This is a genomic window from Spirosoma horti, from assembly GCF_054776595.1.
This window is the reverse complement of the sequence record NZ_BAAHBQ010000001.1, coordinates 449,743-470,042: the sequence shown is the minus strand read 5'-3', so window position 1 is coordinate 470,042 and position 20,300 is coordinate 449,743. Positions and strand designations below refer to the sequence as shown.

19 protein-coding genes are annotated in these 20,300 nt (G+C 50.7%); 7 read left to right on the top strand and 12 right to left on the bottom strand.

Annotated features, from left to right (window positions below; genetic code table 11):
• Positions 1-62: 62 nt before the first annotated feature.
• The 4 genes from ACYVAM_RS01990 to ACYVAM_RS01975 form a co-directional block, all read right to left on the bottom strand.
• Complete coding sequence (locus ACYVAM_RS01990; RefSeq protein ID WP_461063384.1) at positions 63-965, bottom strand: Nif3-like dinuclear metal center hexameric protein; 903 nt, start codon at positions 963-965, stop codon at positions 63-65.
• Positions 966-1,108: 143 nt separating this feature from the next.
• Entirely contained in the window at positions 1,109-2,029 is a 921-nt protein-coding gene (locus tag ACYVAM_RS01985) for a helix-turn-helix domain-containing protein (RefSeq protein WP_461063382.1), read from the bottom strand.
• Between the two features lie 12 nt (positions 2,030-2,041).
• Positions 2,042-2,929, bottom strand: a complete 888-nt coding sequence (locus tag ACYVAM_RS01980; protein WP_461063380.1) for an NmrA family NAD(P)-binding protein — start codon at positions 2,927-2,929, stop codon at positions 2,042-2,044.
• Positions 2,930-3,135: 206 nt separating this feature from the next.
• Positions 3,136-3,906, bottom strand: a complete 771-nt coding sequence (locus tag ACYVAM_RS01975; protein ID WP_461063379.1) for a hypothetical protein — start codon at positions 3,904-3,906, stop codon at positions 3,136-3,138.
• 240 nt (positions 3,907-4,146) lie between these two features.
• Here ACYVAM_RS01975 and ACYVAM_RS01970 point away from each other — a divergent pair, with 240 nt between their 5' ends.
• On the top strand, positions 4,147-4,932 hold the full coding sequence (locus ACYVAM_RS01970; protein ID WP_461063377.1) for a UDP-2,3-diacylglucosamine diphosphatase: 786 nt from the start codon (positions 4,147-4,149) through the stop codon (positions 4,930-4,932).
• Between the two features lie 53 nt (positions 4,933-4,985).
• On the opposite strand, the gene ACYVAM_RS01965 is transcribed toward ACYVAM_RS01970, so the two are convergent.
• The 8 genes from ACYVAM_RS01965 to ACYVAM_RS01930 all read right to left on the bottom strand — a co-directional run bounded on the left by ACYVAM_RS01965 (position 4,986) and on the right by ACYVAM_RS01930 (position 15,065).
• Positions 4,986-6,008, bottom strand: coding sequence for a phytase (locus tag ACYVAM_RS01965; protein ID WP_461063375.1), 1,023 nt, complete (start codon positions 6,006-6,008; stop codon positions 4,986-4,988).
• A gap of 4 nt (positions 6,009-6,012) precedes the next feature.
• Entirely contained in the window at positions 6,013-7,284 is a 1,272-nt protein-coding gene (locus ACYVAM_RS01960) for a right-handed parallel beta-helix repeat-containing protein (RefSeq protein WP_461063373.1), read from the bottom strand.
• Between the two features lie 26 nt (positions 7,285-7,310).
• Positions 7,311-10,067: a TonB-dependent receptor gene (locus ACYVAM_RS01955; RefSeq protein ID WP_461063371.1), complete on the bottom strand. Its 2,757-nt coding sequence runs from the start codon at positions 10,065-10,067 to the stop codon at positions 7,311-7,313.
• Between the two features lie 368 nt (positions 10,068-10,435).
• Entirely contained in the window at positions 10,436-12,136 is a 1,701-nt protein-coding gene (locus ACYVAM_RS01950) for a tetratricopeptide repeat protein (protein WP_461063369.1), read from the bottom strand.
• A 92-nt stretch (positions 12,137-12,228) separates the two neighbouring features.
• A complete protein-coding gene (locus ACYVAM_RS01945) occupies positions 12,229-12,957 on the bottom strand; it encodes a carboxypeptidase-like regulatory domain-containing protein (RefSeq protein WP_461064207.1) in 729 nt (242 codons plus the stop codon).
• 111 nt (positions 12,958-13,068) lie between these two features.
• A complete protein-coding gene (locus tag ACYVAM_RS01940) occupies positions 13,069-13,902 on the bottom strand; it encodes a phosphatidate cytidylyltransferase (RefSeq protein ID WP_460939418.1) in 834 nt (277 codons plus the stop codon).
• Positions 13,883-14,101 carry a putative signal transducing protein gene (locus ACYVAM_RS01935; RefSeq protein ID WP_460939417.1) on the bottom strand — a complete coding sequence of 73 codons (219 nt, stop codon included), beginning with the start codon at positions 14,099-14,101 and terminating at the stop codon, positions 13,883-13,885. Before ACYVAM_RS01935 ends, ACYVAM_RS01940 begins: the two co-directional genes overlap by 20 nt.
• Positions 14,102-14,165: 64 nt before the next feature.
• The gene (locus ACYVAM_RS01930; RefSeq protein ID WP_461064205.1) at positions 14,166-15,065 is read right to left on the bottom strand and encodes a lysostaphin resistance A-like protein; all 900 of its coding nucleotides are present in this window, start codon (positions 15,063-15,065) and stop codon (positions 14,166-14,168) included.
• Between the two features lie 245 nt (positions 15,066-15,310).
• Here ACYVAM_RS01930 and dusB point away from each other — a divergent pair, with 245 nt between their 5' ends.
• The 6 genes from dusB to frr all read left to right on the top strand — a co-directional run bounded on the left by dusB (position 15,311) and on the right by frr (position 20,224).
• Positions 15,311-16,300, top strand: coding sequence for a tRNA dihydrouridine synthase DusB (dusB, locus tag ACYVAM_RS01925; RefSeq protein WP_461063367.1), 990 nt, complete (start codon positions 15,311-15,313; stop codon positions 16,298-16,300).
• A 42-nt stretch (positions 16,301-16,342) separates the two neighbouring features.
• Entirely contained in the window at positions 16,343-17,251 is a 909-nt protein-coding gene (locus ACYVAM_RS01920; protein WP_461063365.1) for a DMT family transporter, read from the top strand.
• Positions 17,252-17,310: 59 nt separating this feature from the next.
• A complete protein-coding gene (locus ACYVAM_RS01915; protein ID WP_461063364.1) occupies positions 17,311-17,808 on the top strand; it encodes an acyl-CoA carboxylase biotin carboxyl carrier protein subunit in 498 nt (165 codons plus the stop codon).
• Between the two features lie 16 nt (positions 17,809-17,824).
• Positions 17,825-18,778 carry a sugar phosphate isomerase/epimerase family protein gene (locus ACYVAM_RS01910; protein WP_461063362.1) on the top strand — a complete coding sequence of 318 codons (954 nt, stop codon included), beginning with the start codon at positions 17,825-17,827 and terminating at the stop codon, positions 18,776-18,778.
• A 60-nt stretch (positions 18,779-18,838) separates the two neighbouring features.
• Positions 18,839-19,573, top strand: coding sequence for a UMP kinase (gene pyrH / locus ACYVAM_RS01905; protein ID WP_461063360.1), 735 nt, complete (start codon positions 18,839-18,841; stop codon positions 19,571-19,573).
• A 90-nt stretch (positions 19,574-19,663) separates the two neighbouring features.
• A complete protein-coding gene (frr, locus tag ACYVAM_RS01900) occupies positions 19,664-20,224 on the top strand; it encodes a ribosome recycling factor (RefSeq protein WP_461063358.1) in 561 nt (186 codons plus the stop codon).
• Positions 20,225-20,300 lie beyond the last annotated feature (76 nt).

Below are 20,300 nucleotides of genomic sequence, written 5' to 3'. Positions count from 1 at the left end.
GGCCATGTGTTGCACATGGCCAGCTCGTTTGCTTGCTTATCCGGTTGCGGCCACGGCTTGGCTTATAAATAGGTAAAGGCGTTGCCCGATGGGATGTAGGCGATGTTGAGGCCGGGAAGCTGAGGTGTCAGCCAGGATACGACCCATTCCATGCCAGCGGCTTCACTCATGATATGGCCGAGAATGACCAGGGACAGTTTTTTACCCAGCTGGCGGGCATCCCGCACATACTCAGGTGTTTCCCACTCACTGGCTTCTCCGCAAAAAATAACATCGGGTTTTTCCTTCTCGATGGCGCTTATTTGGCTGCGTCCGCCCGAAGCGCCGGGCATGAGCAGGATACGCTTACAGGATTGGGCAGGGTCGCCAACGACCCGCACCATCTTAATGCCCAGTTTGGCTTTCGCGTGGGTAATGAGCTGACCCAGCGGGGTGGCCGGTAGCGTAAGCACATGCGGGTTGTCGGCGCTGGCATACTTCGCCCATTCTAAAGCGGCTAACACACCCGCCTGAACGCCATCGGGGCGGTGCGAATGGATGTAATCGTGAAAACGCCAGAGGGCAATGTTGTGCTTCGTCAGCAAGTCTTGCTTATAACGAAAAACGTCGTCGCTTTTCAGCCAGTCCGTCTCATCCAGGTGGTTGTAGAAAGTCGGTTCGTGGGCGATGATGAAGTTAGCACCCGCTGCAATGGTTTTTTCAATGACGTCAACCGTGGCAAACATGGTAGAAACGATGCCCGTTACTTTCTGAGACGCGTTGCCTGACTTCAGGGTGTCAACTGTCTTAGGAAAAGGGGCATTAGGTATTGTTTTGAGCACCATCTCCATGATTTGCCCAACGGTAAACGATTGCTGCCCGGCCTGTATATCCTGAATGCCCCCAAGGGTGGGCAATAGTAGTGAAGCGCCAACGGCTTTGGTGATGACACCCACAAATTCTCTTCGTCCAGATTGTTCCTCCATATGCATATGCTGGTTTTAGCTGACCAGGATAGGAAGCGTAGCGTAGACCAAAAATACTGTATGGTCTCTCTGAAAAGGGATCAACTACCGTTCCCGTGGTGTCAGATTTAAGAATCTGACCCCACGGGAACGGTAGTGGTTTGTCAATTGAATGACTGCCTGAATTCTAGCGGAGAAAGGGTAGTTTTTGTCTTGAAAAGCTTGCTGAACGATTGCGGATGTTCGAATCCTAACGCGTAGGCAATTTCACTGACAGACATATCTGTGGCGGATAACTGCTCTTTTGCCTTCTCAATCAATTTGTTGTGTATATGTTGCTGGGTGCTCTGGCCGGTCAGCACTTTCAGCAAGCCGCTTAAATAAGTGGGCGAGACGTTTAGGGTGTCAGCAATGTATTGAACGGTTGGCAAGCCTTTCTCCGCCAACGTATCGCCATTGAAATAGCGGGCAAGAATAGCTTCCAGACGATCCAGCGTTTGATGATTGGTTATTTTACGGGTAATAAACTGGCGCTGGTAAAACCGGTCGGCATAGGTCAGCACCAAGTCAAGCTGGCCAATAATAATGTCCTGACTGAATTTGTCAATGTTGGCGTGGTACTCGTGTGCCATATGCTGCACAAGGCCCGTTACCACGCCTTCTTCTTTTTCGGAAAGATGCAGGGCTTCGTGCACGGAGTAGCTGAAATAGTCGTACTGCTTCATTTTTTTAGTCAAGGGCGTATTCCAGAAAAAGTCGGGATGGACCAGTACCATCCATCCCGAAAGCTGATAATCGCTATCAGCCATTACTGAAAAAACCTGCCCAGGGGCTATAAAGAACATAACACCTTCGTCAAAGTCATAGGCTTGCTGACCATACCTGTATTTCACGGTGGCATTGAAATTTCGTTTCAGGGCAATTAAATAGAAATCAAACACCACATTTGTTGGCCTTTCGCCTGGCCAATGCTTAACTTCATCTAAATTGATCACGGAGATCAATGGGTGCTCCGGTTTAGGGAGCCCACGAGTCTGATGATAGTCGCTGATCGTTTTAATCCGGTAAGGTTTTGTACCTGCCATACTACAAATCAATTACGCTTGTTTAAACGCATTCGCAAAGTCAATGGCGAAATCTTCCATCTTTACGTTACCCATTATTTTGGGCTTGTGCCGGTCATAATCTTCGTTCAATAAGCCGGTATGACAGGCGCCATACATGTCAACCAGTTGAGCTGCAACCGGGGCAGGTACGCCATTCGCTTCCATACCGGTTTGCATTTGCTTGTCGGTAATCGTCACCCATTTTAAGTCGGGATTACCAATGGCTGCCCCTAAAATCTGCGCCATCTCGTTGCAGCTACGCTCGTCACTCGCCACATACCGTACGTTCCGGCCAGGTGTTTGTGATTCAAGCTCTTCGGCCGCTGCTGCTGCAATGTCTTGTGGTGACACCAATACAACCCGATCGTCGTCGCCATAGTTTGTTCCGATAAAGCCCAACGATTTTATCATGTTCACGTAAGCGTACATGTTGTAATAAATATAGGTGGCACGAAGGTGCGTAAGCGCTTCTAGAGGTAAAGCGTCCAATGCCTTTTCTGCGTGGTAATGGCCGACAATCAGCCCGGTACCTTTTTCTAACTGTGCTCCATAACTGCTTACGTACAACACGCGCTTTACGCCCGATTGACCAATGGCCTGCGCCAGACAGTCACCTAATTTCTTATGCCGGGCTATTGGATCAGGCGAAGCATTGGTTGGTGGTATCATGGCATGTACGGCATCCGCGCCGGTGAAGGCAGATACCAAAAAATCAACATCGTCTACCGAGCCGATAGCAGCCGTCGCCCCCAATGCTTCAATGGTAGCCTGTTTTTGGGGATCACTGCTAATCACCGTGACGGAATGGCCCTTTTGTACTAGTAATTCGGTTAGCGGTTTGCCGATGTGTCCTAGTGAACCTGTTACAACAATTTTCATTTGTCTGTTTTTTGTTTCGACAAAGGTCAGGAGTCCACAAAAAGCAGACGTAGTCGAATCTATGGTTGTTGTAGGCAAACTTACTGCGAAACAAAAAGATAGCTGGAAACGGGAGCGAGCCGCAACGCCAATGGCACAAAATAAAATAAGGCGTGCCGCTGGTTGAACCAGCAGCACGCCTTATTGATGGAAACAGATTGGTTCGCTTACAGCGCGCTGGTGTACTCGTTTTCGGCGATTTTATCGATCAGCACTTCAACCAGGCTCAGAGCGTGTTCTTTCTTCAGCTCAGGCTTTTCTTTAGTCTCAACCGTTACGCTGATGATGTTGTTGTTGTACAGAACGTGCATGGCACCAGTCGAGGCATCCCAAACGGCTTTGTCGCCCACATTTTTCACGGCTTCGTAGTGGCCGGTACTAACGGCGTGTTTGGTAAGCGCAGGCGTTGCAGCCGTAATTCCACCGTGTTGCGGCTGGTTATCGTCAGTCGTATGATGTGCTACTGTTTCGTTTTCGGCTGTAGCGGGTGTTTCGGCGTTGGTGCCTTCTGGGTGCGGGCCACTTTCTGTGGAGTCATCGGCAACCTCAATCGATTTCGTCATGGCCAGTGCTGGCTTGCCCTGATACATTTTGTCGAATGTATATTCGGCAACGTACATAGATTCGAAAGGACGTGTACCGGCAAACGTAACCAGAACCTTGTTCCCTGCCCATGAGAATTCACAACCATTGTGCTCGTGAACTTCTTCAAGCTTTGTGTCTTCCCCTAAATTGAAGGTGGTACGAACATACTCTTCACCCAAAATGTTGCAGGGCTCATCATAATTCCGATCAACGGAGAGTGTATTCACCCCAACAACCTGTTTCGCCACAATTGGGCTGGCGTCAACATTGCTGGCAGGATCGGTGGTGGAGCTTGGGCTGCTGCAGGCTAAACACAAAACAGGAAAAGCCAGTATCAGTGATTTGATTTTCATGAGATGATTTTGAGAAAAGCCAAAATTAGCGTTTTCTTACATACCATATTAGTTGGTGAGCTGTTTTTGTGGTAGGATATACCACAACGATGATAAAACGTGAGTTATTGGTCGGGCTCTCAGCCGGAGCACCGTTCAAAGCCAAAGACCTGAAGTAGGTTCGGGAATACAGACTGAGTAGGATGAAGGAATACGTGAATGAATCTGCTTGCGTACCTTTACGGCAGAATTACCGTATGCATGTCTGATCTCGAAACAATTCCACTTGCCCCTAGCCGTAACGTTTATTTTGCTTCTGACTTTCACCTTGGCACGCCTTCCATCGAGCAGAGCCACCAACGGGAGAAAATCATTGTTGCCTGGCTAGATGCCATCCGGCCTCATGCCGAGGTTATTTTTTTGGTAGGGGATGTATTTGACTTCTGGTTCGAATACAAACACAGCATTCCTAAAGGATTCATTCGTTTACAGGGCAAGCTGGCCGAACTAACCGATGCCGGTATTCGCATCATCCTCTTCACGGGCAACCACGACATGTGGATGAACGACTATTTTACGAAAGAACTGGGTATTCCCGTCTACCGCAATCCGCGCCGGTATGAGATTGGGAATAAACATTTCCTGATTGGGCACGGCGATGGACTTGGTCCCGGCGATTTTGTTTATAAACGACTCAAGACAGTCTTCGAAAGTAGCCTTGCCCGGGGATTGTTTCGTTGGGTACATCCCGATTTGGGCATTGGGCTGGCACAGGCCTGGTCAAGGCGGAGCCGGGCCAGTAATCAGGAGAAAGGGGAGGAGCAATTTCTGGGTGAAGACCGCGAGTGGCTGATGCAATATTGCCGGGAAGTAGAAACCCGCATGCACCACGATTATTACATCTTCGGGCATCGCCACCTGCCACTCGATCTGGCCGTTTCGCCCACCAGCCGTTATGTAAACCTCGGCGAATGGGTATCCGCCAAGACCTACGCTGTATTCGACGGCACTGATTTGACGTTGACAAACTGGAAGAATGATAGATGATGAAACGATGTATGATGTATTTTTTCTATACACCATACATCCTATATCATACATCATTTTATCACGTCTTCCCAGCGGTAATAATGGAATGTTTTATCGTCGGACATGACAACGAACAGGCCGTGGGGGAACTGCTTGCCCAACGCCACGTTCGTTACGTCGGAGCCATCGCTCACCTGGGCCGCTACTTTGACGATTTTAACCAGTTTGTACTCATTTGGATTGCCAGCTTCGCCTTCCCGTTTGAAGATGTGAAACTGGTTTGCGCCCTGATCAGATACCAGGATATAGCCTGTTTTCGGACCCGTTTTGTAGATGGAAATACCCTCGTGATCTTCCGCGAAACCCGTTTTAGCGAATAATGCTAATTCCTGGCTGCCCTTTTCGGGATCGGCATAGTACTTCCGAACACCAACCCCTTCGTCGGAATAATACACATAGCCAAGTTCATTGTCGACGGCAATGGATTCGATTTCCTTCTTGCCGCTATACGCGCCGAACTTCCGGACGAGGGTAGCCCGAACCTGACCCTTGCCGTCGTCTTCGAGCCGGTACTGGCCAATGTATGAGCCATCCGTTGGTCCTGATTTTCGGCCAACCATGGCATACAAAACTCCCGCTGAATTTTTATACAGAGCAATACCCATCAGATCCCGAAACCCATCGCTCGTATCGCCGACGAACATCTCCAGCCCGCCGTTATCAACGGGTTTCATATCGGGCAATGAGAAGATGCGGAGCTTGTGGGTAAAGCGTTCGGTCGTCACCGCAATATCGGTCGGCTTGCCAGCAAGCGTCAGGCCATAGGCCACGTCTACGTTGTCGGGGCGTTTGAGGTCGTGCACTTCACGAACAATTTTGCCTTTCAAATCAAAGACGTACAAGCCGCCATCCTGATCTTTATCCGTGCCAATAACCAGACTTTGCGCCGGGTCTTTGGGATTGATCCAGATGGCCGGATCGTCGGTGTCGTGCCGCACGGTATCGGTTATGATAACCGGCTTGACAACGGTTTGCGCCGACGATTGGCAGGCTATTGTGAGAGAAATTAGTAGTAACGGCAGGTGGTTCTTCATCCGATTAATTAGTGCCGAAAGCACCAATGGTTGTCGAGGGCGCGGGGGATTTATAGGTCGTACCGTTCGCAAACGAAAGCCCATCGGCATACAAACGGGTGAAGCTGGTTGTCCCTTTGCCAATGGCGGGCGAGCCGCTTTGCAGCCGGAAATCCCAGGTTGTGTTAAAAATGGCATTCTTCTGATCCGTATTGAGTGGGTAATTCACGAATTTAGGATCATTATCGCCAGCCGTTTTGCTGATCACGTCGTTCGTACCCGTCAGGATTTCGGCCGTCGGCTGGAAGTTCGTAACCCCTTCGGCGGTGTAGTTATAATACAGGTTATTGCTCACTTTCGACCGCGCATCTTCGGGGTTCTTCGGGTCGCGTTTGATACCGAACCGGTCATTGGCCAGCAGGTTGTTGTATAACTCGGCACGAACGGCGATCTCTACCCAGATCGATCCGCCTTTGATGGTTGGCCGACGCCAGCCCGCGTTGACAATCGTGTTGTTATAGCCAATGACATAGGCCTGTGGGGTCCGGTCGCCGGTATTCGACAGTTTCATCGCGTTTGTATTTGGGCTATACACGAGGTTGAAGGCTACGTCGGCCTGCACACCCGATTTGATGTTGATGGCATCGCCACCCGATACACCCTGCGTGTAAATTTTGTTGTTGGCGATAATTACTTTGCCACCCTCGATGTAAAAGCCATCTTCGTTCTGGTTGTTTAACCGGCTGTTGACGATGACCAGTTTGCCATTCACATTCGAGTAGTTTACGGCCGGAACGTGGCTTCCGGCCGTGGCCTTGTATAAGCCCGCTTTTACGGAGGGCGAACTCTCGGTCGTTACGGCACCGCCGTATTCGAGAATGGCGTTGTCGATCAGGAGTTCAGCGCAGGTAGGTGCGGCAATGATACCGCCCCACAGGTTTCCCCACTGGTTGGCTGCCGTTTTCCAGGCATCGGGCACCGTCAGTTTCACCGGGTTGGCCGATGTTCCCATGATGTACAGATTTCCCTTAACGATGAACTCCGGTTTCACAGTCGAATCACTGAAGACGACCGTTACGCCCTCCTGAATAACCAGCGACTGGCTGGCGGGCACCTGCAAATGCCCCGTAATTTTGTACGTACTGCCTTTTTCCCAAATGCCCGATACATCGCCCGATACGGCTTCTTTAACAACGGGAGCTGGTGTTGGCGTAACTGTATTGCCCGTATCACTGGTTTTCGAACAACCCACCAGTACCGCAGCGGAGAGTGCGGCCAGAATAAATGCTTGTTTCATGGTAATTGATTGGTTAATACTGACTGTTAAAGTTTATAGCGTATGCCCAGCACGTAAGAGCGCTGGTAGTAATCGCGCCGGATGAGCGTTTTGCCCGACACATCCTGATTGGGGACATCCGAATTTTTCGGACTGGTATTCTTGATAAAAATCTCGGTGGGCGTATTCAGCAGGTTATTCGCCTTGGCAAATAGCAGGAAGCCACCTTTAATGCGCTTTTCGAGGGAAGCATCCATTTGCACGAATCCTTTCTGATACAGGTCGTTATCGACAAACTGCGATACCGTATTGATGCGCCCGCCGGTATAGCTGGCCGCCAGTTGTCCATCCCAGCCGTGTTCGCTGCTTTTGTAGAGCAGGGAGAGGTTGGCCACATGCGCCGACTGACCATACAGGGCGCGGGTCTGGTTGACGGTGATCGTTTGCAGGTCGCCCTGGGCGTTTCGGATACGCTTCGATTTGGGTGTCGTGATGCTGGAGTTGGTGTAGGTGTAATTGGCTTTGATGCCCCACTGCCGAAAGTATTTAATGGCGTCGAGTTCCAGCCCAAAGTTGGTTGCGTTGCCGAAGTTGCCCGGTCCGTAGTACAGGTCCTGTCCCCGGATGGCATCTTTCTGAAGCGTGTATTCGATGGGGTCCTTGAGGTGTTTGTAGAACAGGCCGATCATAAACTGCTCCAGGGGGCGGGGGAAAAACTCATAGCGCAGATCAACGTTATCCGCAATGACCCGTTTCAGGTTCGGGTTGCCGCGTTCCTGGTATTCTTCGTTCACGATCCGATAGGGAACGATCTCGAAAAAGCCCGGCCGGTTGAGCGACCGGAAATAAGAGAGCCGCCAGTTCGTTGTCTCGGTAGGGCGGTAGCGAAAATGCAGACTTGGCAACACGTCCGTATAAATCTGGCTACCCACGGGCTGGTCTTCGCCAATGGGGAACTTCATCGCATAGCCTTGATTGGTGTGCTCGACGCGAACGCCACCCGTTACTTCCAGCGGCTGGTCGGTGGTGCGGAATTGCAGATAACCCGAAGTCGTCGTCTCGCTGGCATCGTAATTGAGAGCCGACGCCACCGAACCCAGGGGGTTCTGTATGCTGTACGTAATCTGATTATAGTCAGTAAAATCAACGCCGTACTGGGCAAACGGATTGGTTGGCCGCAGGGTGTAGTTATTGTAAAAATTGGTCCGCTGCTTGTCGCGGTAAAGCCCACCCGCCATCCACTCGACAGTCATGCCGGCTAGACTGGTTTTGAGGGTAAGGTTCAGATAGCCCGCCAGGTCATTGTCGGTGTTATGTTCCCAGCGCCGGGTGCCGTCCTGCACGGTTGTGCGGGTTTCCGCAAAGTTCTTCCGACTGCCCAGCAGCGAAACATAGGTTTGGTCGGGCACATCGTTGGTCGCCAGCGAATAAACCGCCGACCAGGTCAAACCGAGCGCGGGCGTAAGCTGATGCGTGCCTTGCAGGGTGCTGTTGTAGATTTTCTGTTTGGTCAGTCGGGAGCGCGTTTCATAGCCAAGCGTAGCGTTGCCGAGTACGGGGTCGAAACCGCCAATGCCTAACTCCGTCGATTTCGTCTCGCGAATCTGTTCATTCCTGAGGCTGATGAGGGCGTTGAACCACTGAATTTTGTTGGTTTCATTGACGCGGAAGTCCATCTTGGCATGAAGGCCAGAGCGGGTCTGGTGTTCGGAATACTGCCGTTCGCTCTGTTTGGTCAGGGTTATGCCCCGCAGCGTATCAACGACATCGCCATTGAAAAACAGGCTGTTACTACCCCGGAACGTATTTTGCAGACTCCCGGCCAGCATGATCCCGAATCGCTGATTGAGAAAGCGATTGCCAATGGCAAAACTGCCAATTAAGTTGGGGGGCGGATTATGGCTGGTGTAGATGGTCGATGCCTTGTTGAAATCAGTGAACTTGGCACTATACTGATTGCCGTATTGCTCGTAAGGCGATTGGCGGTTGACGTTCTTCGCGTCGAAACTTACAAACGGGCGATTCAGAAACAACTCACTGTAGCCCGTTGCCAGGTTCGCCAGCACGGTTAGCCGTTCCGGAGCGTCTTTCATCACCATGTTGATGGCTCCGCCCACGGCATCACCCTCCATGCTGGGCGTCAGGGCTTTGTATACCTCCAGACGGTCAAGGAGTTCCGATGGGAAAATGTCGAGGGGTACGTAGCGATAGCGATTATCGGGGCTGGGAATCTTTACGCCATTGACGAGGGTGTAGTTGTAGCGTTTGTCCATGCCCCGCAAAATGGCGTATTGCCCATCACCGTTGCTGTTGCGCTCGATGGAAATGCCCGACACCCGCTGAATGACATTGGCTACGGTCAGGTCCGGCGATAGTTCGATAGTGCGGCCAGACACGATATTGGTCACCTGCAGGGCATTGCGTTCGAGGTCGCGGGCGGTTCGGTCGCTCGATCCATCCCGCTTTCCTTTGACCGTAACCTCCGCAATTTCGCGGTTCGATTCGGTTTCGAGCGGCAGATCCAGTGTCAGCGTATGGTCGTCGTTCTCAATGACGGCATCGCGGGTCATGGTTCGATAGGATACGTAACTAATGCGAATCGTGTACGAGCCGCCGGGGACGTTTCGTATGGCAAACGAACCATCAAGACCCGATACCGTATAGAATTTGGTATTCTCAATGATCAACGTTGCGCCAATGATGGGCTGGCCCGTTGTGGCATCCACTGTTTTGCCCCGAATCGTGCCCGCCAAAACGTCGAGTACAAATAGGAAGCAGAAACCAGTCAGTAGTAGTCGATTCATCCGGTGTAGCAAGATTGCAATTCCTCGTTTTACGCTTACCCAGCGTCGTGTAGGATTGGTGACGCAAAGGTGAGGGGAAGAAGAGGAGCCGGACAAATTTGATCCGTTAACAGAAGAACAACAAGGCTATTTGACGCGTTAACAGACAGGCAGCACATCTTTGTAATTGCCTGGAAATTAATGAGTTGATTGGCTATTTGCTGGCCATTATGTTATTGTTAACAAGCTGTTTCCTAATTGTTAAGTGGCTATTTGAGGTCATTAAGGCAGGCGAATGGAGATGGAACTATTTTATGGGTAGCACGAACCATATACGGGCGCAGTCTTGCCCCGACCTCGTGTTATCCGGTAGGGAGGGGACGGCTCAACTAAGCGGGGCTATTTTCGGGAGCGGGCAGACGCTGAACCGAAACGCTGTGAATGTAGGCCGAGAGCGATTCACCTTCGGGTAAGCCAATTTTTTTACGCAAGCGGTAGCGGGATACCCGAAGGCTATCGGACGATATGCCTAGCAAAGTGGCCACGTCGGCCGAATTGATATTCATTTTGAGGAGCGCAATCAGGCGCAGGTCGGTAGGCGTCAAATCGGGAAATTGATGGGCTAGCTGCTCAAAGAAATGCGGGTGGATCTGGTCGAAAATACGACGGAAATCATCCCAGTATTTATCCCGGTCAAAGCGCTGGCCAATCTTCTCGAGCAGTTGGCGAAGTTGCTTTTTCTGATCCCGTTTATCATCTTTCAGAATAGCGGCCAGATCGTCTTTAATCGCTTCAAGTACCTGATTTTTCTGGATAATTTGCAGCGTGTGCGAGGTTAACTCGTTACTTTTCAGCTCCAGCTGGCCTTTTAGATTTTCCTCTTTCAGCTGTTTATTTTTCAGTTCGGCCCGCATCAACTCGTTTTGCGTGCTGAAAATTTGCTGGTTTTGCTGATTCAGCGCCTGTTCGTTTTGAATTTTCAACCGCTGTCGGCTAATGATAACGAAGGCCAGAATCCCAATTAATAACAACACGACGCAGGTAGCTATAATGATAATCAGATCGGCCTGCTTCCGGGCATTCAACTGGGCTATTTCGCTGTCCTTGCGTTCGACGTCGAATAAGGTTTGAAGCAGCGTAATCTGACGATTATTTTCGATTGCATAGATCTCATCCGTTAGGTCCCGACTCAGTTCGATGTACTTATAGGCGCTGTCGGCCTGGTTCATGAGTCGAAACGTTTTGGCAATGTCGCGGAGGGCCGCGCTCAATTGATAGCGTTCGCCCGTTTGCTGCGAGAGATCCAATGCTTGTCGTGATAACGCCATGCCCTGTTTGTAGCGCCCCGTTTTTCGGAAAACATCCCCCAGATTATTGATGATTTCAATCTGGCCGATCTCATCGTGGGTTTGTTGGGCCAGCGCCAGCGCCTGCTGGTAGTACCTATGAGCCGAATCAAAGCGGGCTTCGTCTTCGAAAATACTGCCCAGATTCTCGAAGATTTTCGTCAGGCTAGCCGTATCGTTGGCCATCCGGCTGTGAACCAGCGCCTGTTTCTGATATCGATAGGCCTTTTTAGCGTCCCGCCGTTTCTCGTAAATATGACCAATGTTGGCGTAGGTCTGGGCCAGCCCTTTCGCATTCCCACTTCGCTGATAATAAGCCAGTGCGTCTGTAAATTGGGTCAGCGCTCGTTCTGGCTGTTCATTATAATAATAAACGGTGCCTAGTTCGTTGCGATTGTCGGCCAGCCGCTGCTCATTGTTGCTGTTGCGAAATATTTTCTGGGCCTGAAGCAGGTAGTCGATGGCCTGTACGTAGCTGCCCTGATGGTACAGGAGAGAACCGATTTCCTGAAGATAATCGCCCTGGGCCAACTCGTTATGCTGACTAATCGCTTTATCCAGTTTAGCTTTTATGAGCCGATAAGCCGAATCCGGGTAGTGGGGAGCTAGCTGCTCCCCACCAATCAGTGCCTGCGCCTGACCAATGATCAGGTGGCTGAAGGTAAAAAAAAGTAAGAGATAAAGTAGCTTTTGTCTTCGGTCGAAAAGCCGTATTGACGCAAGTTTCGGCCAATAAGTAGACACGTGACACATTCTTTAAGGATTAGATCAATCCATAAAGATAGGCGTATTGGAAAGGGAGCGCTGTGAAGTTTGTGTTACCAAATGAGGAAAACTCAATTTCCGTCCTGTAGAACATCTTTTCGGGTTAAGTTTTCCCGGGGTGCTTTGTTGAGTTCGCTGCGCCATTCCTTCGTTTTCAGGTCACCCCGTTTGACGGACCGGATAAAGTTGGCCCAGGCAAATGGGTTCGTGAAGGCAAACGTGGGGGTGGCACTTCGACCAATGAGCGATTCGCGCCCAAAAAACTGCTGATTCACAAAGTTCTGGTGGTTGGCGAGCGCACCCATGGGCATGGTCGCTGCCTGTCGCATAATGGCTTCCGGACTGGTATTGCGGGCCAGATTTTCGCGTTCTTTTTCGTCGGGAAGTTTCAGGTTCACGAAGGCTTCCTTAAACAACTCTTCGGTAGCATAGGGGTAAACCTTCACTTCGGCCAGCGTTTTAACATCTTCCTGCAACGCTACGACGGCCGAGTACGTAAGGTCAGTTAACCGACGCGGAATAATGTGGTATTGGGTCCTGAAGCCTACATAACTGAAAATAATACTGTCGCCCGGAAAAACCGGCAACGCAAAATAGCCGTTTGGTGCCGACAGAACGCCTTTTCCAGCTTTTGGAATATAGATGTAAGCACCCGGTAAGGCATCGTTCGATTTACCGCCGGTGATAAAGCCCGTGAACGTGATCTGCTGTTGCTGACCCTGCGCATGGGCGGTCGCAAAGAGGCCCGCAAACGCAGACAATGCCAGAATAAAAACAAATATCGTCAGTGACTTCTTCATAGACAAAGTTACCATACTACAAAGTAAACGAGTAAAAGGCAGGTAATGATTTGTATTACCCGAATTTTAAGAAAGTTTAGGCTTTATGGCCCTATTTTAATGTCGGCCTCTTTAGGCGAACAGCTTCAAAAACGTAATGATAAACGGAGCGGCCAGCAACAAGCCATCGAATCGGTCCAGAAAACCACCGTGCCCGGGAATGCTGCTACCGGAGTCTTTAATGGCAATGCTTCGCTTGAATAATGATTCGACCAGGTCACCATAAGTGCCGGTCACGACAATGATGCCGCCCACGCAATACCACTGCCAGGGGCGTAGTTCAGGTGCCCAGAACGTAAGGCCCAGCGCCACGATGGCTGCCGCTGCCGCTCCACCAATGCTCCCTTCCCACGATTTTTTTGGGGAAACCCGTTCAAAAAGCTTCCGGCGGCCAAATTTGGTACCGGCAAAGTAAGCGCCAATGTCACTCGCCCAAAGCAGAAGCAGGCATCCCGTAATGATCATGGGGTGGAATGTGCCCCCCTGAAGTGCTAAGATGATCAACAGCGCAAATGGCATGGCTACGTAGATAATTCCCAGAAATGTAAACCCGATGTTGGTGAAGGGTTTCATGTCCCGCTTCTTGTAGAGCTTGATCAGGAATATCATGGACGAGGCCGGACAAATGAGGAAGTAATTCCCGGTACCAATCTGATCGGTTTCAACAAAATAGGCCAGCACGCAAATCATGGTGCCTACTACCGTTCCATAGGCGGTCAGGGGTTCAAAGCCATCCAGGCCGAGCAGCCGGTAGAATTCGCGCTGGGTAAGGGCGCTGACGAGGCAGAACAGCAACGCAAATGTCCAGGCGTCGTACCAGATCATGAACAGAATAAACGGAACCCCGGCCACAGCGGCAATGACTCGCTGCTGGAGGTTCGAAAGTTTAGCTAAACGTTGCTTCATTCTCAAGAATTACTTTAGCTAAGATTGCGTCCTGGGCCAATACATGAACCTCGCTTTTTCCTGAGCCAATGGTTGGATAACTGCTACTTTGTTTATTGATAACTACTGCCGATATATCATGTTCGAGCAATAATGCTTTAGCTAGTTCGGCCCTGTGGGGTAGTGGTGTTGAGTAGATTACTTCCCAGGTTTCTGTCATGGTATTTATAAGGCTAAGAGGTAGGGCATGAAAAGCACGAAGGTAACCGGATCGTGTCAGTTCGTCAGCGTTCGCCATGCGTGAGCGCTCGTTCCTGATTACGTTTCTGAAAATAGATTAACAAACCCAGTGTGATGACTCCTGAAACCAATACGCCAGCCAGCGGAATGGCCTCGGGAGTCTCGATGTCGACGGAAACAAGCTTCTTCTGGTGCAGGTAGACCATGAATACAGTAAATCCATTATTGACAAAATGCGCCAGTATAGGCACCCATAAATTGCCCGACCACAGGTACAGATACCCAAACAGGGCCCCGAGCAACATGCGGGGGAAAAAGCCCAGGAACTGGATGTGAATAGCACTGAACAGAGCAGCCGCCAGCCAGATACCGACGTGCGGGTTTTTGGTCCAGATAATCAGATTGCGCTGTAGAATACCCCGAAAAAGGGTTTCCTCGCCAATGGCCGGAATGACGGCAATCACGAGGATCGCCATTAGCAACTGGCCAGTTGTATCGAAGGTCGTCAAGTATTTGGTAATGCCTTCAAGTCCCTTTTCCTTATCCCGAATCCATTGCTCAAGGGGGGCCAGGGTTTCGGGCAGGTGCAGGTTTCGGTTCCAGTCAATAATGAAACTATCGAAGGGCATAAAAGCGATGACAATCAGACCGATCAGGCTGAAGCCTGCTACCATCGAAGCGGGACGTTCGCTGAACTGCTCCCAGGTCCGGCGCTCGATAAAGTACCAGTAGGCAAGGGCAGGTAGCAAAAACGTGCCGAGGTGATTGACTGCCTGGAGCGTCATCAGCTCGTACCAACTACCGGGGGCTGCCGATGGATTGGTCGCTAACCGGGTCAGGTAGTTCTGGGCTTCGGTAAAGCCTATCCCTTTGCTGACTGCCATAATTCCGAAAAGCAGCAGCGTACTAACAACACCGCCGATCAGCACGAAACCGACCAGCATGGTCAGTCCGCCGATGGTGGGTGGCCTTGAAGAAGCGCCTTGGGGCGTATAACTTGGTTGCATAATTTCCTGTAAATTTACAGACTAGTTCGCATAATTCGTGCAAGGGAACCAATTCGGCCTTTGGATTGTGCTAAAACCTATATAAATAGCCTGAGGAACAAGACTGACTCAGGGCGGTGTTCCTGAAAAGATAACCATCTATTACGTCATTAATTTCGGGTTTGAGGCCCCGATACTACCGAATGGTCAATATTGGTACTATACAGCTCCCAGATTTTCCGTTACTGCTCGCTCCAATGGAGGATGTCAGTGACCCACCCTTTCGTGCGGTTTGCAAAGCGAATGGTGCCGATTTAATGTACACTGAATTTATTTCGTCAGAAGGGCTCATTCGCGACGCGGCCAAAAGCGTTCAAAAGCTGGATATCTTCGAGTACGAGCGGCCCATTGGCATTCAGCTATTTGGCTCGGATGTTGACACAATGGGCGAGTGTGCGCGCATTGCGTCGCGGGCCAATCCCGATCTGATCGACATCAACTATGGTTGCCCGGTAAAACAGGTGGCGTGCCGGGGGGCAGGAGCGGCCTTGTTGCAGGATATTCCCAAAATGGTTCGCATGACCGAAGCCGTCGTCAACGCGACACATTTGCCGGTAACCGTAAAAACACGGCTTGGCTGGGACGAAAGCACCAAAAATGTGGGTGACGTAGCCGAGCGCCTGCAGGATATTGGTATTAAGGCGCTGACCATCCATGGCCGCACGCGCGTACAGATGTACAAGGGAGAAGCTGACTGGACACTGATTGGGCGGATCAAAGACAACCCGCGTATCCAGATTCCTATTTTCGGCAATGGTGATATCGATTCCCCCGAAAAAGCGCTGGAGTATAAGAACCGATATGGCGTGGATGGGGTCATGATTGGCCGGGCCAGCATCGGGCATCCCTGGATATTTAACGAAATCAAGCACTTTGTCAAAACGGGTCAGCATTTGCCTCCGCCAACCGTTGCCGACCGGGTGGCTGTCTGTCGGCAGCATCTTGATTTCTCAATCCGCTGGAAGGGTGAAATTGTCGGGCTGTTTGAGATGCGTCGTCACTACGCCAATTATTTCAAAGGATTACCTGATTTCAAACCCTACCGGATGCGCCTAGTCACGATGGATTCGTACAGTGGGGTAAGCGCCATTCTGGACGAAATACAGGAAACCTACCTGGCCGAATTGGTTTGATCCGTACGTATTTACGGGTAGCGTGTCAATCCATTCCTACTTATGACTGTTGACGAACCTGTTGTTTTGCCACAAAAACGCCCGTTGCTGGCTTGGGTGTTGCTATGTGCGCTGGCATTAGTCTGGGGAAGTTCGTTCATCCTCATCAAGCGCAGCCTGGGCGTTTTTCCGCCGGAGCAGGTAGGAGCGGGGCGCCTGGTGTTTGCACTCCTGTTCTTTACGCCATTTTTGGCCCGGCAAAGTCAGCAGGCTGACGTTCGGCTAACCATCCGACACCGATGGGTTGCCCTGCTAGCGTCGGCAATCATCGGCTTTGTGGTTCCGGCCTTCCTTTTTGCCGAAGCGGGTGCCCACCTGAACAGCTCGCTGGCCGGTGCGCTCAATTCCCTCAGCCCTTTGTTTACGCTGATTCTGGGCGCGGTATTTTTTGGGCAAACGCTAAAAATCAAACAGGTAGCCGGAATTTTGCTCGGCTTGGGCGGGTCATTATTGCTGGTATTTTTCAGTGCAACGGGTTCATTTCAGATAAATGGCTACGCCCTTCTGGTCGTGATCGCTACCGTTTGTTATGGCCTGAATACCAACCTGATCGGTCGTTACCTGAGCCACTTGCCAGCGCTGGTTTCTACTGCCTGGCTCTTTGCCTTTGCCGGCCCCATTGCGTTGCTTACCCTGGCACCAACAGACTTTTTTGCCCGTGTTGTCGACGCCCACGCGAACTGGTCACTATGGGCGCTAATCACACTAGGTGTATTTGGATCGGGCCTGATGTCTATTTTCTTCAATCGGGTCATGCAGCTTTCATCGCCTTTGTTTGCTGCCTCCGTTACCTATCTTATCCCAATTGTCGCGCTGATGTGGGGCGTGCTGGATGGCGAAACAATTTATGCGGTGCAGTTTGCTGGTATGGGCGTATGTTTACTGGGCATTTGGCTCGTGAATAAATCGTAGGTTTTTCATAGTATATTGGCCTGCGCCAGACGCTAATCCGGCAAACAATCAAAACGACTATGTACCAGACAACCCTGAACGACCAGCCTCTCACCGTTGATTTTACGGCCGATGGCCCACTTTTTAATAACGAACCGTTTGCGTGGGATCTGGTAAAAATCAGCGACCGTACGTTTCATATACTCCATCAGGATCGGTCGTACACGGCCGAAGTGCTGGAGGTGAACGCAACTGAAAAACGAGTGAGTTTGAAAATAAACGGCCACATTCACCATGTCCAGTTGAAAGACCGCTTTGACCTGTTGCTCGAGAAAATGGGTATGAGCACGACTGCGGGCACCAAAGTCAACGAATTGAAGGCACCTATGCCGGGCCTGATCGTGGGTATCAGCGTTCAGCCAGGCGATGTGATCCATAAAGGCGATAGCCTCCTGATTCTGGAAGCCATGAAAATGGAAAACAACCTGAAAGCACCCGGCGACGGAACCGTGAAAACGATACGGATTGCTAAGGGTGATCGGGTCGAGAAAGGACAGGTATTGGTAGAATTCGTGTGAATACTCTTTTAGGTGTATGGATCAATCGTACTCCCGACGCCGTTTTCTGAAACATACAGCTCTGGCTGCTGGCGCTCTGCCTGTGTTAGCCACTACTGCTCCGGCTCTAGCCAATGGCGGGGAAGCACCGTTACCCGACATTCATATTTTTTCCAAGCATTTGCAGTTTCTGAATTATGCCGATATGGCCGATGCTGCGGCTGAGATGGGCTTCAATGGCGTCGATTTAACCGTTCGCCCAGATGGGCATGTCCGCCCGGAACGCGTTGAGGACGAGTTGCCTAAAGCCGTCGACGCGCTCAGAAAGGTTGGGCTAACGCCCAAGCTGATGACAACCACCGTCGGGAATGCAACCAATGCGACTGATATTCGGGTGCTTAGGGCCGCATCGAAAGCCGGTTTTCAAGTGTACCGGATGAAGTGGTACCCCTACGACGAGAAAAAGTCAATGCCCGATTCGATTCAACTTTATCAGCAGCAACTGCGGGCGTTGGGCGAGGTAAACAAGACGCTTAAGCTGACCGGTTGTTACCAGAACCATGCGGGTTTGCTTGTCGGTTCGTCAGTTTGGGAACTCTGGGAGATTCTGAAACTGGCTGATCCAGCTCATACCGGCGTTCAATACGATATTCGCCATGCAACAGTAGAAGGAGGCCAATCGTGGCCCAATGGGCTTCGTTTGCTTCAGTCGCAGATAAAATCCATTGCCCTTAAAGATTTTCGGTGGACGACTAAAAATGGGGTAGCAACCGTTGAGGATGTTCCGTTCGGCGAGGGTATGGTCGATTTCAAGCGGTACTTTATGCTGCTGAAACAGTATGGTATTCAGGTACCTGTGTCCCTTCATATTGAATACCCATCGGGTGGGGCAGAACACGGTGCCACAAAATTAACGATTCCGTCGAAGGAGCTATTTACCGCCATGAAACGGGATTTAAACCGGCTTCAGGAACGTTGGAAATTGGCCTGATCCTATTTTTCGCACGTCTCTTTGCACCTTTTTCTTATCTTTGCCCGCAAATTTTCCCTCATGACATCGCAAACAAAGTATAAACGCATCCTGCTCAAGCTGAGTGGGGAGGCTCTTGCTGGGCCGAACGGTTACAATATTGACCCGGCTGTACTGGAACAATACAGTCAGGAAATTAAACAAGTAGTAGATTTAGGTGTAGAGGTGGCTATTGTCATTGGCGGAGGCAACATCTTCCGGGGTGTGTCTGGTGAGCGTTCCGGCATCGACCGTGTACAGGGCGATTACATGGGCATGCTGGCCACCGTGATCAATGCGATGGCGCTCCAGAGTTCATTTGAGAAACATGGTATGTACACCCGCGTGATGTCGGCCATTAAAATGGAGCAGGTTTGCGAACCCTACGTACGTCGGCGGGCGGTGCGTCACCTCGAAAAAGGCCGTGTCGTTATTTTTGCCGCCGGTACCGGAAGTCCTTACTTCACGACCGACACAACAGCCAGCTTGCGGGCTATCGAAATTGAAGCCGATGTGGTCCTGAAGGGTACTAAAGTTGATGGTGTTTACACCGCCGACCCGATGAAGGACAAAACCGCCACCCGGTATACCACCATTACCTTCGATGACGTTTACGAAAAGAAACTGAGTGTTATGGACTTAACGGCCTTTACGCTCTGCCAGGAAAACAACCTGCCGATCATTGTTTTTAACATGAACACCAAGGGTAGCCTGCTCCGGTTGGTACAGGGTGATGATGATCAGGGAACGCTCATTACAATGAAATTACCGGAATAAACCAGTTGATGTGCGATTTGCGATTGGCAACGTACGACAAATGCGTCGCCTGAATCGGACTTTGTACATCGTAAATCGTACATTATACTCATGGAAGAAATCGAGTTATTTCTCGACGATGCAAAAGATACGATGGAAAAGGCACTCAAGCACCTGGCCATCGAATTGACCAAAATCCGGGCCGGTAAGGCAAATGTCGGTATGCTCGATGGTATTCAGGTCGAATACTACGGAATGCTGTCTCCCCTGCATACGGTTGCCTCCATCAACACGCCCGACGCCCGTACCATTGTTATCAAGCCATTTGAAAAAAAACTCATTGGTGAAGTCGAAAAGGCCATTCGTAACTCCAACCTTGGTCTTAACCCGAACAACGACGGCGAACAGATACGGCTGAGCATCCCTCCCCTGACCGAAGAACGTCGGCGGGACCTTGTAAAAAAGGTAAAGCAGGAAGTAGAAACGGCCAAAGTCAACGTGCGTAACATCCGGAAAGAAACGAACGACGATATTCGTAAGCTCACCAAAGAAGGTGTATCGGAGGATGCCGTTAAAGTAGGTGAAGAGCGCGTTCAGAAGTTAACCGATGCGTTTATCGCCCGAATCGATGAAACCTTTGTCGCCAAGGAAAAAGATATAATGGTGGTGTAAGAACTTGTTTGCCATTTCTCAACAGCAAGAAAGCCTGCCCTACGTACGTAGGGCAGGCTTTCTTGCTGTTGAGTGT

Excerpts from the sequence above, each read along its gene's own strand:
- ACYVAM_RS01990 (WP_461063384.1), bottom strand. The coding sequence starts at position 965 with ATGGAGGAACAATCTGGACGAAGAGAATTTGTGGGTGTCATCACCAAA.
- ACYVAM_RS01985 (WP_461063382.1), bottom strand. The coding sequence starts at position 2,029 with ATGGCAGGTACAAAACCTTACCGGATTAAAACGATCAGCGACTATCAT.
- ACYVAM_RS01980 (WP_461063380.1), bottom strand. The coding sequence starts at position 2,929 with ATGAAAATTGTTGTAACAGGTTCACTAGGACACATCGGCAAACCGCTA.
- ACYVAM_RS01975 (WP_461063379.1), bottom strand. The coding sequence starts at position 3,906 with ATGAAAATCAAATCACTGATACTGGCTTTTCCTGTTTTGTGTTTAGCC.
- ACYVAM_RS01970 (WP_461063377.1), top strand. The coding sequence starts at position 4,147 with ATGTCTGATCTCGAAACAATTCCACTTGCCCCTAGCCGTAACGTTTAT.
- ACYVAM_RS01965 (WP_461063375.1), bottom strand. The coding sequence starts at position 6,008 with ATGAAGAACCACCTGCCGTTACTACTAATTTCTCTCACAATAGCCTGC.
- ACYVAM_RS01960 (WP_461063373.1), bottom strand. The coding sequence starts at position 7,284 with ATGAAACAAGCATTTATTCTGGCCGCACTCTCCGCTGCGGTACTGGTG.
- ACYVAM_RS01955 (WP_461063371.1), bottom strand. The coding sequence starts at position 10,067 with ATGAATCGACTACTACTGACTGGTTTCTGCTTCCTATTTGTACTCGAC.
- ACYVAM_RS01945 (WP_461064207.1), bottom strand. The coding sequence starts at position 12,957 with ATGAAGAAGTCACTGACGATATTTGTTTTTATTCTGGCATTGTCTGCG.
- ACYVAM_RS01940 (WP_460939418.1), bottom strand. The coding sequence starts at position 13,902 with ATGAAGCAACGTTTAGCTAAACTTTCGAACCTCCAGCAGCGAGTCATT.
- ACYVAM_RS01935 (WP_460939417.1), bottom strand. The coding sequence starts at position 14,101 with ATGACAGAAACCTGGGAAGTAATCTACTCAACACCACTACCCCACAGG.
- ACYVAM_RS01930 (WP_461064205.1), bottom strand. The coding sequence starts at position 15,065 with ATGCTGGTCGGTTTCGTGCTGATCGGCGGTGTTGTTAGTACGCTGCTG.
- dusB (WP_461063367.1), top strand. The coding sequence starts at position 15,311 with ATGGTCAATATTGGTACTATACAGCTCCCAGATTTTCCGTTACTGCTC.
- ACYVAM_RS01920 (WP_461063365.1), top strand. The coding sequence starts at position 16,343 with ATGACTGTTGACGAACCTGTTGTTTTGCCACAAAAACGCCCGTTGCTG.
- ACYVAM_RS01915 (WP_461063364.1), top strand. The coding sequence starts at position 17,311 with ATGTACCAGACAACCCTGAACGACCAGCCTCTCACCGTTGATTTTACG.
- ACYVAM_RS01910 (WP_461063362.1), top strand. The coding sequence starts at position 17,825 with ATGGATCAATCGTACTCCCGACGCCGTTTTCTGAAACATACAGCTCTG.
- pyrH (WP_461063360.1), top strand. The coding sequence starts at position 18,839 with ATGACATCGCAAACAAAGTATAAACGCATCCTGCTCAAGCTGAGTGGG.
- frr (WP_461063358.1), top strand. The coding sequence starts at position 19,664 with ATGGAAGAAATCGAGTTATTTCTCGACGATGCAAAAGATACGATGGAA.